Annotated in this window: 13 protein-coding genes and 1 pseudogene; 12 read left to right on the top strand and 2 right to left on the bottom strand. The window is 71.8% G+C overall.

Annotated elements, in window-relative coordinates; all coding sequences use genetic code 11:
- A pseudogene (locus tag ACIA8E_RS26260) lies at positions 1–643 on the top strand (hypothetical protein); the annotation flags it as partial.
- Entirely contained in the window at positions 640–1,326 is a 687-nt protein-coding gene (locus ACIA8E_RS26255) for a tetratricopeptide repeat protein (RefSeq protein WP_389043633.1), read from the top strand. The pseudogene ACIA8E_RS26260 and the gene ACIA8E_RS26255, both read left to right, overlap by 4 nt.
- Before the next feature lie 57 nt (positions 1,327–1,383).
- Here the strand turns inward: ACIA8E_RS26255 and ACIA8E_RS26250 are convergent, their stop codons facing one another.
- Positions 1,384–2,661, bottom strand: a complete 1,278-nt coding sequence (locus tag ACIA8E_RS26250; RefSeq protein ID WP_399301758.1) for a DUF1015 family protein — start codon at positions 2,659–2,661, stop codon at positions 1,384–1,386.
- Positions 2,662–2,734: 73 nt separating this feature from the next.
- On the opposite strand from ACIA8E_RS26250, the gene ACIA8E_RS26245 reads away from it, so the two are divergent.
- The 4 genes from ACIA8E_RS26245 to ACIA8E_RS26230 all read left to right on the top strand — a co-directional run bounded on the left by ACIA8E_RS26245 (position 2,735) and on the right by ACIA8E_RS26230 (position 6,948).
- Positions 2,735–3,763 carry an HAD hydrolase-like protein gene (locus ACIA8E_RS26245; protein WP_399301757.1) on the top strand — a complete coding sequence of 343 codons (1,029 nt, stop codon included), beginning with the start codon at positions 2,735–2,737 and terminating at the stop codon, positions 3,761–3,763.
- Between the two features lie 202 nt (positions 3,764–3,965).
- Positions 3,966–4,976 (top strand): FecCD family ABC transporter permease, encoded by a 1,011-nt coding sequence (locus tag ACIA8E_RS26240; RefSeq protein ID WP_399301756.1) that lies wholly within the window; start codon positions 3,966–3,968, stop codon positions 4,974–4,976.
- Positions 4,977–4,981: 5 nt separating this feature from the next.
- Complete coding sequence (locus ACIA8E_RS26235) at positions 4,982–6,052, top strand: FecCD family ABC transporter permease (RefSeq protein WP_399301755.1); 1,071 nt, start codon at positions 4,982–4,984, stop codon at positions 6,050–6,052.
- Positions 6,053–6,129: 77 nt separating this feature from the next.
- Entirely contained in the window at positions 6,130–6,948 is an 819-nt protein-coding gene (locus ACIA8E_RS26230; protein ID WP_399301754.1) for an ABC transporter ATP-binding protein, read from the top strand.
- A 157-nt stretch (positions 6,949–7,105) separates the two neighbouring features.
- Here the strand turns inward: ACIA8E_RS26230 and ACIA8E_RS26225 are convergent, their stop codons facing one another.
- Positions 7,106–7,453: an SCP2 sterol-binding domain-containing protein gene (locus ACIA8E_RS26225; RefSeq protein ID WP_313936598.1), complete on the bottom strand. Its 348-nt coding sequence runs from the start codon at positions 7,451–7,453 to the stop codon at positions 7,106–7,108.
- A 42-nt stretch (positions 7,454–7,495) separates the two neighbouring features.
- Here ACIA8E_RS26225 and ACIA8E_RS26220 point away from each other — a divergent pair, with 42 nt between their 5' ends.
- The 6 genes from ACIA8E_RS26220 to ACIA8E_RS26195 all read left to right on the top strand — a co-directional run bounded on the left by ACIA8E_RS26220 (position 7,496) and on the right by ACIA8E_RS26195 (position 13,489).
- Positions 7,496–7,795 (top strand): hypothetical protein, encoded by a 300-nt coding sequence (locus ACIA8E_RS26220; RefSeq protein WP_326816830.1) that lies wholly within the window; start codon positions 7,496–7,498, stop codon positions 7,793–7,795.
- Between the two features lie 7 nt (positions 7,796–7,802).
- Complete coding sequence (locus ACIA8E_RS26215; RefSeq protein ID WP_399301753.1) at positions 7,803–8,618, top strand: TlyA family RNA methyltransferase; 816 nt, start codon at positions 7,803–7,805, stop codon at positions 8,616–8,618.
- Entirely contained in the window at positions 8,615–9,520 is a 906-nt protein-coding gene (locus ACIA8E_RS26210) for an NAD kinase (RefSeq protein ID WP_330244079.1), read from the top strand. Before ACIA8E_RS26215 ends, ACIA8E_RS26210 begins: the two co-directional genes overlap by 4 nt.
- A gap of 118 nt (positions 9,521–9,638) precedes the next feature.
- A complete protein-coding gene (recN, locus tag ACIA8E_RS26205) occupies positions 9,639–11,384 on the top strand; it encodes a DNA repair protein RecN (protein ID WP_399301752.1) in 1,746 nt (581 codons plus the stop codon).
- Positions 11,385–11,472: 88 nt separating this feature from the next.
- Positions 11,473–12,225, top strand: a complete 753-nt coding sequence (locus tag ACIA8E_RS26200; RefSeq protein ID WP_399301766.1) for a hypothetical protein — start codon at positions 11,473–11,475, stop codon at positions 12,223–12,225.
- A gap of 166 nt (positions 12,226–12,391) precedes the next feature.
- Positions 12,392–13,489, top strand: a complete 1,098-nt coding sequence (locus ACIA8E_RS26195; RefSeq protein ID WP_399301751.1) for a glycosyltransferase family 4 protein — start codon at positions 12,392–12,394, stop codon at positions 13,487–13,489.
- Positions 13,490–13,526 lie beyond the last annotated feature (37 nt).

Below are 13,526 nucleotides of genomic sequence, written 5' to 3'. Positions count from 1 at the left end.
GGTTCCGGTGGCGGCTTCCGTCGCGATGACAGTCGGCCCTCGAGCGGTGGTGACCGAGGCGGCTTCCGCCGCGATGACAGCCGTGGTGGCGGTTCCGGTGGCGGCTTCCGTCGCGATGAGAGTCGGCCCTCGAGCGGTGGTGACCGAGGCGGCTTCCGCCGCGATGACAGCCGTGGTGGCGGTTCCGGTGGCGGCTTCCGTCGCGATGACAGTCGGCCCTCGAGCGGTGGTGACCGAGGCGGCTTCCGCCGCGATGACAGCCGTGGTGGCGGTTCCGGCAGGTTCCCCCGTGATGATCGTGCGCCGCGGCGTGACGACGACCGTGGTGGGTACCGCGGGCCGCGTCGTGATGACGAGCGTGGTGGGCGTCCCGGTGGTGGCTTCGAGCGCCGTGACGACCGGCCGCGTGGGCCCCGTCGCGACGACGACAGCCGCGGTGGCGGTGGATACCGCGGGCAGCGTGACGACCGTGACCGGGGTGGCTCCCGCGGGCGTGACGACCGTGGTGGCTTCGACCGGCGCGATGACCGCGGTGGCTTCGACCGGCGCGATGATCGCGACCGGGAGCCGATCAAGCGGCTTCCGATTCCCGACGACGTCACCGGTGACGAGATCGACAAGGACGTGCGGCAGGAGCTGCTGAGCCTGCCGAAGACTCTGGCTGAGGATGTTGCCAGGAACCTCGTCATGGTTGCCCGGCTCATCGACGAGGACCCCGAGCAGGCGTATGCGTACTCGCGTATCGCGCTGCGGCTGGCCTCGCGGGTGGCTGCTGTGCGTGAGGCGGCCGGCTTTGCCGCGTACGCGACGCAGAAGTACGCGGAGGCGCTGGCCGAGTTCCGGGCGGCGAAGCGGATGACCGGTTCCGTGGAACTGTGGCCCGTCATGGCCGACTGCGAGCGTGGACTCGGGCGGCCCGAGCGGGCGATGGCCATGGCCGGCGAGCCCGAGGTGCAGAAGCTGGACAAGGCCGGGCAGGTCGAGATGCGGCTGGTGGCGGCCGGGGCCCGTAGGGACATGGGGCAGATCGATGCCGCCATCGTCACCCTGCAGAGCTCCGAGCTGGCCTCGAACGCCGTGCACCCGTGGACGCCGCGGCTGCGGTATGCGTACGCGGATGCGCTGCTGGCCGCGGGGCGCGAGGACGAGGCTCGTGAGTGGTTCGCGAAGACCGTGGAGGCCGACAAGGACGGCTCCACCGATGCGTCGGACCGGCTCGCCGAGCTGGACGGTGTCGAGTTCGTCGATGCTCTCGGCGAGGACGACGACGCCGATGAGGCGGTCGATGTCGATGCCGATGATGAAGGCTCGGCCGACAAGGCCTAGGACATGACAAGAGGGCGGCTTCCCGACAGGGGTGCCGCCCTCTTTTTGTCTCCGGCCTCAGTCGAGGGTGAGGCTGCGCAGGACCAGGCCCGAGGCCGGCTTGGGGCCGAACGAGGTGGACTTACGCGGCATGGTGACGCCCTGCCGGGCCAGGTCCCGGACGACTTCTTCTCGTACCGGATGCATCAGGACAGCGGTGGCGTTGTGGCGCTCGGCCTGGTCCACGGCAGCCTCGGTGTCGTGTATGTACGCGATGTGTTCCGGGGTGTCCGGGATCTGCCACACATGGTCGAGAAGGGTCGCGTGCAGCACCGTCGCGTCGAGGGCGCGCCAGGCGGGTGGGCGGTCGGCCGGGACGGTGCGGGCCAGCAGCGCCTTGTCCGGGCGGTCGACGAGGTGGAAGCGGCCGTCGCCGGCGAGCAGGAACGCGTTGCCTTCGGCGGCCGCCTCGGCGAGGGCGTCGAGGGCCACGGGGAGCGGCCCCTCGACGTCCCGGATGCGGAAGGCGCCGTCCAGAGCGGCCAGCGCGTCGGCGACCGGGAGGCGGTGCAGCAGCCGGTGGATGGCGCGGACCCGCAGCGGGTAGCGGGCCGTGTCGACCAGGAGGACCAGGCCGAAGTCCCAAGGGCCGGGAACCGTGTGTTCCTGCTGGAGACGGAGGTACGTGGCCCAGCGGTGGTGGCCGTCGGCGATGAGCGCCTGGTGCCGGGCGAGATCGGTTTCGATCTCGGACCGGTCGGCCGGGTCGGTGACCGCCCAGAGCCGGTGGGAGTAGCCGTCCTCCGTGGTGGTGGCCAGCAGTGGCGGCCGGTGGATGGTGCGCTCGATGACGGCGGTCGCGCCGGTCGGGTGACCCTCGCTGCGGTAGGTCAGCAGGAGCGGTTCGAGGTGGGCGGCTGTGGTCCGCATCAGGTCGGCCCGGTCCTCGACGACATGGGCCATCACGTCCTCGTGCGGCAGCACGATGCCGTCGGCGGGGGCGGAGAGCGCCAGTGCCCCGACGATGCCGCGTTGCAGGATTTCGCCGTCGCGCTGCTCGTAGACGTAGAGCGCGGGCTCGGGCTCGGGGGCGAGTATGCCCTCGTCGAGCCACCGGTTCAGGGTCTCGGCGGCCTGCTCGTTGCGCGCGGCGGCCGTGTCGGCCTGCGGCAGTATCAGTCGGACGATGTTGTACGGGTCCGCGGATTCCAGGTGATGCAGCCCGTCGGGGCGCACGACGACGTCGTACGGCGGTGAGGTCACCGCGGCGAGACTGCCTACCCGCTCGGGGACGTAGCGCAGTCCACGGAACGGGATCAGGCGCAGTCCCTGGTCGGCGGGACCTGGTGTGTTCATTTCTGCATCGTATGTGCGTTCCGGGGATGAGCGATGATCGGGGGAGAAGCATGCAATGAGGAGCGTAAGAAATATGAGTCAGGCGAGCAGGACCCGGCCGAGCGGGAGCAGCACCGCGCTGAGCGAGGCGTACGACACGGCTCTGCTCGATCTTGACGGGGTGGTGTACGCGGGCGGCGCTGCGATCGCCCATGCCGTCGACTCGCTGGGTGCCGCGCGGGACGGCGGGATGCATCTCGCGTATGTCACCAACAATGCGCTGCGTACACCGGCTGCGGTGGCGGAGCATCTGACCGAACTCGGGGTGCCGGCGGAGCCCGCCGATGTGATCACGTCGGCGCAGGCGGTGGCCCGGCTGATGGCCGATCAGCTGCCGGCCGGGGCTCGGGTGCTCGTGGTCGGGGGAGAGGGGCTGAGGGCCGCGCTGGTCGAGCGTGGTCTGGTGCCGGTGGAGTCTGCGGACGATGATCCGGTGGCGGTGGCGCAGGGGTACGGCGGCCCCGACATGACGTGGGGGCGGTTCGCGGAGGCGGCGTACGCGATTGCCCGGGGGGTGCCGTGGTTCGCGTCCAACACCGACCTGACGATTCCGAGTGCGCGGGGGATCGCGCCGGGCAATGGCGCGGCGGTCGAGGTCGTACGGATCGCCACCGGTGCCGAGCCGCAGGTCGCCGGGAAGCCGTTGCCTCCGATGCACCGGGAGACCGTGTTGCGGACCGGGGCGAAGCGACCGCTGGTGGTCGGGGACCGGCTGGACACGGACATCGAAGGTGCGTTCAACGGCGATGTGGACTCGCTCCTCGTGCTCACCGGGGTCACGGACGCGAGGCAGTTGGTGGCGGCCGAGCCCAGGCACCGGCCGACATATGTCGATGCGGACCTGCGGGGGATGCTGACCGGGCAGCCCGAGGTGACCGAGACCGCCGGAGGGTGCGGCTGCGGTGGCTGGACGGCCGTGGTGCGCGGCGACGAGCTGGTGCTGGAGGGCGACGGAGAGGTTCTCGACGGGCTGCGGGCGCTGTGCGGGGCTGCCTGGTCGTACGCGGGTGAGGGTACCTGCGGGCTGGACGCGGGGAAGGCCGTCGCCAGGCTCGGGCTGTAGGGCGCCGTTTGGGATCAGCTACTCGGCGGGTGCGTCCGGGAGTTCGCCGGGTGGCCGATGCGTGCGGGATGAATCGGGCGTAACCGGCGCTGCGTTGTGCGCGGGGAGCCGGGCGGCTCGACAGCTTTGGAGGGTAGGCTAACCTAACCTCGTGTTGGTCGAGAGTCCCCCAGAGCCGAGCGCAGGTCCGATAGCCGCGCCGGTGACATCCGCGTCCCCAGGGCGCCCTGCGATACGTGCCGTGGGACTGCTGCTCGCCGTGGTCGCGCTGGTGCTGGTATGCCTCGCGAGTATCGCGATCGGCGCCAAGGCGCTGCCACTCGGCGATGTCTGGCACGGTCTGTTCCACGCCTCCGGAACCCATGGCGATGTCCTCGTTCGTGACGTGCGCATCCCGCGGACCGTACTCGGGCTGATCGTCGGTACCGCGCTCGGCCTCGCCGGTGCGGTGATGCAGGCCCTGACTCGTAACCCGCTGGCCGAGCCGGGACTGCTGGGGGTCAACGCGGGCGCGTCGGCAGCCGTCGTATCCGCCATCAGCTTCTTCGGTGTCACCTCGCTGACCGGATACGTCTGGTTCGCGTTCCTCGGTGCCGCGATCGTGTCGGCGGTGGTGTACCTCCTCGGCGGCAGCCGGTCAGCGACCCCTCTACGACTCGCGCTCGCCGGTACCGCGGCCAGCGCCGCACTGTTCGGCTACGTCAACGCCGTACAGCTGCTGGACGCGGCGGCGCTCGACCGGCTGCGGTTCTGGACGGTCGGGTCGCTGGCCTCGGCGAACATGGAGACCGTCGGCAAGGTGTGGCCGTTCATAGCGGTCGGCATCGTCCTCTCGCTGCTCATCGCCCGGCCGCTGAACGCCCTGGAGATGGGCGACGACACCGCCAGGGCGCTCGGCGCCCATCTGGTCCGCACCCGCATCCTCGCGATGCTGGCCGTCACCCTGCTGTGCGGGGCCGCGACCGCTGCCTGCGGCCCGATCGTCTTCATCGGGCTGATGATCCCGCACCTGGTGCGCGCCATCACCGGGCCCGACATGCGGTGGATCCTGCCGTACGCGGCCGTGCTCTCGCCGGCCCTGCTGCTCGGCGCGGACGTGGTGGGGCGGGTGATCGCCCGGCCGTCCGAGCTGCAGGTCGGCATCGTGACCGCACTGCTCGGCGGGCCCGTCTTCATCCATCTCGTACGTCGCAAGAGGATGGCCCAGCTGTGAAGGCTATGAAGACTCGTACGAAGGATGGAACCGGCGCGGTCCGGTCGGTGCGGGCCGTGCGGACCGGCGGGGGGCTCTCCTTCCGGGTGGACGTCCGAGCGCTCGTGGTGATCGTGGTGCTCGCCGCGGTGGCGGCAGGGGCCGGGGTCGTGCTCATCGGCAGCGGCGACTACGCCATGACGTCCGGCGAGGTCGTGAGCACGCTGTTCGGGCACGGCACCTTCCAGCAGGAGTTCATCGTCACCGACCTGCGGCTGCCACGGGTCCTCGTCGGGCTGCTGGTCGGCGCGGCGCTGGGGGTCGGCGGAGCAGTGTTCCAGACCGTCTCCCGCAATCCGCTCGGCAGCCCCGACGTACTCGGCTTCGGCCAGGGCGCCACGGTGGGGGCGCTGACGGTGATCGTCCTCTTCCAGGGCGGCGCTGCCGCGGTCGCGGGCGGCGCCGTGGTCGGCGGGCTGGTCACCGGGGTCGTCGTCTACCTGCTCGCCTGGAAGCGCGGGATGCACGGCTACCGGCTGGTGCTCGTCGGCATCGGCTCGGCCGCGATGCTCACCGCCGCCGCCCAGTATCTGATCACCAAGGCCAACCTGGTCGACGCGACCCGCGCAGTCGTCTGGATGACCGGCTCGCTCGACGGGCGCGACTGGGCGCAGGTCTGGCCGCTGCTGGTGGTGTGCGGCCTGCTCATTCCGCTGGTGCTCGGGCACGGGCGGGCGCTGCGCATGATGGAGATGGGCGACGACGCGGCGTACGCGCTGGGTGTACGGGTGGAACGCACCCGGCTCGTGCTGATGGGCTGTGCCGTACTGCTCGTCGCCGTCGCCACCGCCGCGGCCGGCCCCATCACCTTCGTTTCGCTGAGCGCCCCGCAGCTGGCCCGTCGGCTCACTCGCTCGCCCGGACCCAATCTGGCGCCCGCCGCCTTCATGGGCGCCGCACTTCTGCTTGTCGCCGACTGGATCGCGATGGACGCCTTCGGTGACCGGCAGCTGCCGGTCGGCGTCGTCACCGGGGTGCTCGGTGGCTGCTACCTGCTGTGGCTGCTCGTCTCCGAGCGCAGGACGGGGCGGATATGACGGCCCGCCGGACAGTGAATCCGCCCCGTGACGCCAGCACATCGACGACCCTTCCCACCGACTCCGGGAGTACGACCATGCAGCGCCTCACCGCGGACTCGGTGACCCTCGGCTACGACCAGCGGGTCATCGCGGAGAACCTCTCGGTCGAGATCCCCGACAACTCGTTCACCGTGATCGTCGGCCCCAACGCCTGTGGGAAGTCCACGCTGTTGCGGGCGTTGTCACGGATGCTCAAGCCGAGCCGGGGTCAGGTGCTTCTGGACGGCAGGACGATCCATGGGATGCCGGCGAAGAAGGTCGCGAAGACCCTGGGGCTACTGCCGCAGTCCTCGATCGCGCCGGACGGCATCACCGTCGCCGACCTGGTTGCGCGCGGCCGGTATCCGCATCAGGGGCTGCTGCGGCAGTGGTCACCGGAGGACGAACGCATTGTCGAGGAATCGATGATGTCCACCGGTGTCGCCGAGCTTGCGGATCGCTATGTCGACGAATTGTCCGGCGGACAGCGACAGCGGGTCTGGATCGCGATGGCGCTCGCTCAGGAGACGCCGCTGCTGCTCCTCGACGAGCCGACGACGTACCTCGACATCCAGCACCAGATAGATGTCCTCGACCTGTGCGCGGAACTGCACGAGACGCGGGGGCGCACGCTGGTCGCCGTGCTGCACGATCTGAACCATGCCGCACGCTATGCCACGCATCTGATCGCCATGCGCCAGGGCGAGATCATCGCCGAGGGGGCGCCGGGGGATGTGGTCACGGCGGAGCTCGTGGAGCGGGTGTTCGGGCTGCGGTGCCAGGTGATCGATGATCCGGAGACGGGGACGCCCTTGGTGGTGCCGGCCGCGCGCAGCGCGCGGGGCGCGCGGGTGGTCGATTCGGTGGGCGCCTGAACGGCGGTGGGTGTGGTGCTGCGGTGGTTCGCGCGATCTGCGGGCGCGCTTCGTCGTCGAGCGCCGCACGGGCTCGGGACTGCCCGGCGTGCGCCGTTGGAGCGGGATGGGCTCGATGCGGGCGGGGGCGTGCTGCCCTCGACCGTCGGCGTCGGGCCTACAGCAGTGTTCTGAGGCGCAGAAGGTCTCGGAAGCCTGCTTCCAGACGGACTCTTCCCGAGCCCCAGGCCCTTGCGAAGTTCAGTTGGCCGTTCACCATGGCCACCAGGTCGTCGCCGGTCATCGTGAGACGGATCTCGGCCTTCTCCACCGGTGGGCCCTCGATCGTGTCCAGTACCTCGATCCGGCCGTCCTTGAGACGGCCGGTGAAGGTGATTGCGAGGTCCTTGATGTGACAGCTCAGCGAGCGGTCCAGGGCGGCCGCGCTGCGCACGTCGCCCTCGGCCGTCGTGAGGTTGTCGGAAAGTCTGTCGAGTGCGCTGCGGCACTCCGCCATGGTCGCCATCGTGATCGACGGTACCTCAGCCCTTCGCGGTAGCGTTTCCGCATGAGCGACTTGATGCCGGAGCCCGCAGCGGTGCCCGGGGAGCAGGAGGGGACGGCCGGGCCCGCTCCCGACCCCGCCGCCCCCGCGCCCCTCGGCGTCGTGCGCACCCCCACCGGAAACGCCGAGGTGGACGCGCGGCTGGAGCGTCTGGCGGACGCGGACCACCTCCCGGCGGACGGACACATCGAGGTGTACGAGGATGTACACCGTGGGCTGCGCGATGCGCTGACCGCGCTGGACGCCCGGCCCGCACCCGCACCGGTACCCGCACCGATGCCCTCGTACAACAACAGGAGCTGAACCGAACGTGGCAGGAGTGGCACGTCGCCGCCTCGACGCCGAGCTGGTACGCCGTAATCTCGCCCGCTCTCGCGAGCACGCGAGCCAGCTGATCGCCGCAGGACGGGTGACCGTCGGCGGCAACACCGCGACCAAACCCGCCACCCAGGTCGAGACCAGCGCCGCGGTCGTCGTCGTCAAGGACGACAGCGACCCCGAGTACGTCTCGCGCGGCGGGCACAAGCTCGCGGGCGCCCTCGCCGCCTTCGTACCCCTCGGGCTGAAGATCGAGGGGCGGCGGGCGCTGGACGCCGGGGCGTCGACCGGCGGCTTCACCGACGTACTGCTGCGGGCCGGAGTCGGCCATGTCGTCGCCGTCGACGTCGGCTACGGGCAGCTCGCCTGGTCGCTGCAGTCCGATGAACGCGTCACCGTCAAGGACCGTACCAACGTGCGGGAATTGACGCTGGAGGCGATCGACGGGAAGGCGGTGGACCTGGTGGTCGGCGACCTGTCGTTCATCCCGCTGGGGCTCGTACTGCCCGCTCTGGCGCGCTGCGCCGCCCCCGACGCGGACCTGGTCCTGATGGTCAAACCGCAGTTCGAGGTCGGCAAGGAGCGGCTCGGCAGCGGTGGTGTGGTGCGCAGCCCGGAGCTGCGGGCCGAAGCGGTACGGGAGGTGGCGCGCCGGGCCTGGGCGCTGGGGCTCGGAGTGCGCGGGGTGACCGCGAGCCCGCTGCCCGGGCCGTCCGGCAATGTCGAGTACTTTCTGTGGCTGCGGGCCGGAGCACCGGAACTGGATCCCGCGGATGTCGACCGTGCAGTGGCGGAGGGGCCTCGTTGACGACGAATGCGGCACGAACTGTCTTTCTTTTGGCACATACCGGCAGGCCGGCCGCGATCCGCAGCGCCGAGCTCGTCGTACAAGGGCTGCTGCGCAGCGGACTCGGTGTACGTGTCCTTGCCGCGGAGGCAGCCGATCTGCCTCTCCCACCGTCCGTGGAGACGGTCGAGGACGCCACGCCCGGGGCCGTGGACGGCTGTGAGCTGCTGGTCGTGCTCGGTGGGGACGGCACGCTGCTGCGTGGCGCGGAGATCTCCCGGGCCTCCGGGGTGCCGATGCTCGGCGTCAACCTCGGTCGGGTCGGCTTCCTCGCCGAGGCCGAGCGCGACGACCTGGACAAGGTGGTCGACCGGGTCGTCACCCGGGCGTACGCGGTCGAGGAGCGCATGACGATCGATGTCGTGGTGCACAGCAACGGCGACATCGTCCACACCGACTGGGCGCTCAACGAAGCGGCCGTGCAGAAGGTGTCGCCCGAGCGGATGCTCGAAGTCGTCCTGGAGATCGACGGCCGGCCGGTCACCGGATTCGGCTGTGACGGGATCGTCTGTGCGACGCCGACCGGGTCGACGGCGTACGCGTTCTCGGCCGGCGGACCGGTGGTGTGGCCGGAGGTCGAGGCGCTGCTGATGGTACCGATCAGCGCCCATGCCCTGTTCGCCAAGCCGCTGGTGACGTCGCCGACCTCGGTGCTCGCCGTCGAGGTCCAGCCGCACACGCCGCACGGGGTGCTCTGGTGCGACGGACGCAGGACCGTGGAACTGCCGGCCGGGGCACGCGTCGAGGTGCGGCGCGGCACGGTGCCCGTGCGGCTTGCGCGGCTGCACCACGCCTCGTTCACGGACCGGCTGGTGGCCAAGTTCGCGCTGCCGGTCTCGGGGTGGCGGGGCGCCCCCCACTGACCGCTCGTGGTGCGCCGGATGACTGCTCCGGAACCGCAGGTCGTGGCCGCTCGGCGCACGGGAGAGTGAATCCGCGGCCGGGGCCCGTCGCACAGCGGGGCCCGGACCTCGTAAGGTCGTGTCCGTGTTGGAGGAGATGCGGATACGGTCGCTCGGGGTCATCGACGACGCGGTGGTGGAGCTGTCACCCGGTTTCACCGCGGTGACAGGTGAGACCGGCGCGGGCAAGACCATGGTCGTCACCAGCCTGGGACTGCTGCTCGGCGGGCGCGCCGACCCCGCCCTGGTGCGGATCGGCGCCAAAGCTGCTGTCGTCGAAGGGCGGATCACGGTGTCCGCCGGTGACACGGCCGCCGTGCGGGCCGAGGAGGCGGGGGCCGAGCTCGACGACGGTGCGCTGCTGATCAGTCGTACTGTTTCCGCGGAGGGGCGCTCGCGCGCCCATCTCGGCGGCAGGTCCGTGCCGGTGGGTGTGCTCGCCGAACTCGCGGACGAACTCGTGGCCGTGCACGGCCAGACCGACCAGCAGGGGCTGCTCAAGCCCGCCCGGCAGCGGCAGGCCCTGGACCGGTACGCGGGCGACGGGGTCGCCGTGCCGCACGCCAAGTACGCGGCGGCGTACCGGCGGCTGCGGGCCGTGGTCACGGAGCTCGACGAGCTGACCACGCGCGCCCGCGAACGCGCCCAGGAAGCGGATCTGCTGCGCTTCGGGCTCGGTGAGATCGCCGGGGTCGAACCGCTCCCCGGCGAGGACACCGACCTGGCCGCCGAAGCCGATCGGCTCGGCCACGCCGAAGCGCTCGCCTCCGCAGCGTCCCTCGCGCACGCCGCGCTCGCGGGCAACCCGGAGGACCAGGAGGCCGTCGACGCGACGACCGTCGTCGCGGCCGCCGGACGGTCGCTGGACGCCGTCCGCGCCCACGACCCGGCGCTGGCCGCGCTCGCCGACCGGATCGGTGAGATCTCCATCCTGCTCGCCGATGTGGCGGGCGAACTGGCCGGATACGCCGATCAGCTGGACGCCGACCCGCTGCGGCTCGCCGCGGTGGAGGAGCGGCGCGCCGCGCTCACCGGGCTCACCCGCAAGTACGGCGAGGACATCGCCGCTGTCCTCGCCTGGGCCGAGGACGGGGCCGCCCGGCTCACCGAGCTGGAGGGCGACGACGACCGGATCGGCGAGCTGACCGCGGAACGGGACGCACTGCGGGCCGAACTCTCCGACCTCGGACAGGCGTTGACCGATGCGCGGACGGCGGCGGCGGCACTCTTCGCCGAAGCGGTGACCGCGGAACTGGCCTCGCTCGCCATGCCGCACGCCCGGGTCTCCTTCGACATCCGGCAGACCGACGCGGCGGACGAGGCTTCCGGCATCGAGATCGGCGGCCGGAGCGTCGTCTACGGTCCGGCCGGCGCCGACGACGTCGAGCTGCTGCTGGCACCGCACCCCGGTGCCCAGCCCCGGCCGATCGCCAAGGGGGCTTCGGGCGGTGAGCTGTCCCGGGTGATGCTGGCCGTCGAGGTGGTCTTCGCGGGCTCCGACCCCGTACCCACCTATCTCTTCGACGAGGTCGACGCGGGTGTCGGCGGCAAGGCGGCCGTCGAGGTGGGGCGGCGGCTGGCGAAGCTCGCCAGGTCCGCACAGGTGGTCGTCGTCACGCACCTCCCGCAGGTGGCGGCTTTCGCCGACCGCCAGCTGCTGGTCGAGAAGACGGTCGACGGCTCGGTGACCAGTAGTGGTGTCAAGGTCCTGGAGGGCGAGGAGCGGGTACGGGAACTGTCCCGGATGCTTGCGGGGCAGGAGGACTCGGAGACGGCCCGGGCGCACGCCGAGGAGCTGCTGGCCGCGGCGCGGGCGGACGGGTAGCGGCGGCGCGACGCCCTGGAGAGCTGGGTCCTGGTGCCCCGGTGCTTCGGTCCGGGGCCGGGTTCGTAGCCTGGCCCCTATGGGAGCAATGATCAGCAGGACCGTCGCCGGTGCCGTCGCCGCCGGGGTCGCCGGTGGGGTCCACCGGGCGCTCAGGGCCCGGCCGCACCAGCGGTGGCAGCGCACCAACTACGCGGGCCGCGCCGTCGATCTGTACGCGGGGCCCGCCACCACGCTCGGTGCCGCGGCCGGAGCCACAGTCCTTCCGCTGCCGCTCCGCGCCCGGACTGCCGCTGCGCTTGCCGTACTGGCCGCCGGGGGCTGCGGTGCGTACGACGACCTCGCCGGAGCCGACGATCCGCGCCGCGGGTTCCGCGCCCATCTGACCGCGTTGCGCCACGGCGAGGTCACCAGCGGCGCCGTGAAACTTTTCGGGATCGGGGCTGCCGCGCTCGCCGCCGGTGCGCTGCTCAAGGACCGGCCCGTCGACCGGATCCTCGCCGGCGTCGTTATCGCCGGAACCGCTCATCTCGTCAACCTCACCGACGTACGGCCCGGTGCCGCGACCGCCACTGTGCTCGCCCTCGGGGCCCCGGGACTGGTCCGGGGTGGACTCGCCGCCGCGCCGATGGGGGCCGTGGCGGCCGTCGCCGCGGACGAGCGGGCGGAACGCACCATGATCGGCGACACCGGGGCGCACGCCCTGGGCGCGGCCATCGGCGTCGCTGTCGTCGCGGGCAACGGCCGGGCCGGGCTCGCCGCCCATGCGGCGGGGGTTGTGGCAGCGGCTGTGTACGGGGGCCGGATCAGCGGGCTCGCCCGGGCGCTGTCGGGTCGCTGACGCGGCAATATCGCACCGCTGTACTCACCCGTCCGGGTGGTAACGCATGCCCGGTTGTCGCCGCGCACGCCGGAACGACGGCCCGACGGTCCCGGAACGTGCGTACGGACTGGCATCCTTGGCGGTGCACATACCGCCGACTCGGGAGCTCCGGGAGCCATTCAACGTGTCACAGCTGCGTACGGTCCAAGTCCTGGGCGGCGGCAGTGCCGGCAGCAGCGCTCATGTCGGCTCGCTGGCCGCGGGGCTGGTGGCGAGAGGCGTGCAGGTCACCGTCTGCGCCCCGGCCGAACTGGACCGCGTCTACGACTTCTCCGGTACCGGGGCCCGCTTCGTCCCCGTACCGCGACGCAGTGACCCGGCCGCCGTCGCCGCGCTGCGGGCGGGATGCGCGGGGGCGGACGTGGTCCATGCGCACGGGCTGCACACCGCCGTACGCGCCGGTCTTGCGCTCGGTGGACGGCGCACACCGTTGGTCCTGACCTGGCACACCCGGGCTCATGCCGAAGGTGCCCGCAGCCGGTTGCTCCACCTGCTTGAGCGAAGGGCCGTCCGGGCTGCGGCCGTTGTGCTCGGTACGTCGTCGGATCTGGTCGACCGGGCGCGGCACCGAGGTGCGCGTGACGCCCGGCTCGCTCCGGTCGCCGTTCCCGTGCCGCGCAGTCCCGCTCTGCTCCACGGCGGCAAGGTGCGCGCCGAACTCGGTGCGGTGGGACGGCCGTTACTGATCTCGGTAGGCAGTCTCGTACCGCATCGCGGGTACGGCACGCTGCTCGACGCGGCACGGACGTGGCGCCAACTCGACCCGGTACCCCTGCTGGTCGTCGCGGGGGAGGGGCGGGAGCGGGGTGCACTGCAGCGGCGGATCCGGAACGAGGATCTGCCCGCCAGGCTGATCGGCAGCCGGGACGACATCGCCGAACTCCTCGCCGCCGCGGATCTGGCCGTGCTGCCGAGCCGCTGGGAGGCACGGTCGGTACTCGCACAGGAGGCGCTGCGGCTGGGGGTACCGCTGGTCGCCACCGCGGTGGGCGGAGTGCCCGAACTCGTCGGGGACGCTGCGGAACTTGTGCCGTACGGGAACGCTGAGGCGCTGGCGCGGGTCGTTGCGCGACTGCTCGGAGATGCGGCGGCGCGGGAGCGGATGGCTGCTGCGGGGCGGGAGCAGGCGGCGAGTTGGCCCACGGAGGACGACACGATCGCACAAGTGCTGAGTGTCTACGACGAGTTGGCTCAGCCGTTGGAGGGTGCGCGGGGGAGGTGACGTGTTACCGGGGCGCCGCCCGGTGGCCGCTTCGTCC

Origin of the sequence: Streptomyces sp. NPDC051664, assembly GCF_044453545.1 — a bacterium.
In the GTDB taxonomy this organism is placed as follows: domain Bacteria; phylum Actinomycetota; class Actinomycetes; order Streptomycetales; family Streptomycetaceae; genus Streptomyces.
The sequence above is the reverse complement of the archived record's forward strand: the minus strand, read 5'-3'. Positions and strand labels throughout refer to the sequence as shown.

Coding starts and splice junctions, on each gene's coding strand:
- ACIA8E_RS26250 (WP_399301758.1), bottom strand. CDS start 2,661: ATGAACACACCAGGTCCCGCCGACCAGGGACTGCGCCTGATCCCGTTC.
- ACIA8E_RS26220 (WP_326816830.1), top strand. CDS start 7,496: ATGAGCGACTTGATGCCGGAGCCCGCAGCGGTGCCCGGGGAGCAGGAG.
- ACIA8E_RS26200 (WP_399301766.1), top strand. CDS start 11,473: ATGATCAGCAGGACCGTCGCCGGTGCCGTCGCCGCCGGGGTCGCCGGT.
- ACIA8E_RS26235 (WP_399301755.1), top strand. CDS start 4,982: ATGAAGACTCGTACGAAGGATGGAACCGGCGCGGTCCGGTCGGTGCGG.
- ACIA8E_RS26225 (WP_313936598.1), bottom strand. CDS start 7,453: ATGGCGACCATGGCGGAGTGCCGCAGCGCACTCGACAGACTTTCCGAC.
- ACIA8E_RS26230 (WP_399301754.1), top strand. CDS start 6,130: ATGCAGCGCCTCACCGCGGACTCGGTGACCCTCGGCTACGACCAGCGG.
- ACIA8E_RS26245 (WP_399301757.1), top strand. CDS start 2,735: ATGAGTCAGGCGAGCAGGACCCGGCCGAGCGGGAGCAGCACCGCGCTG.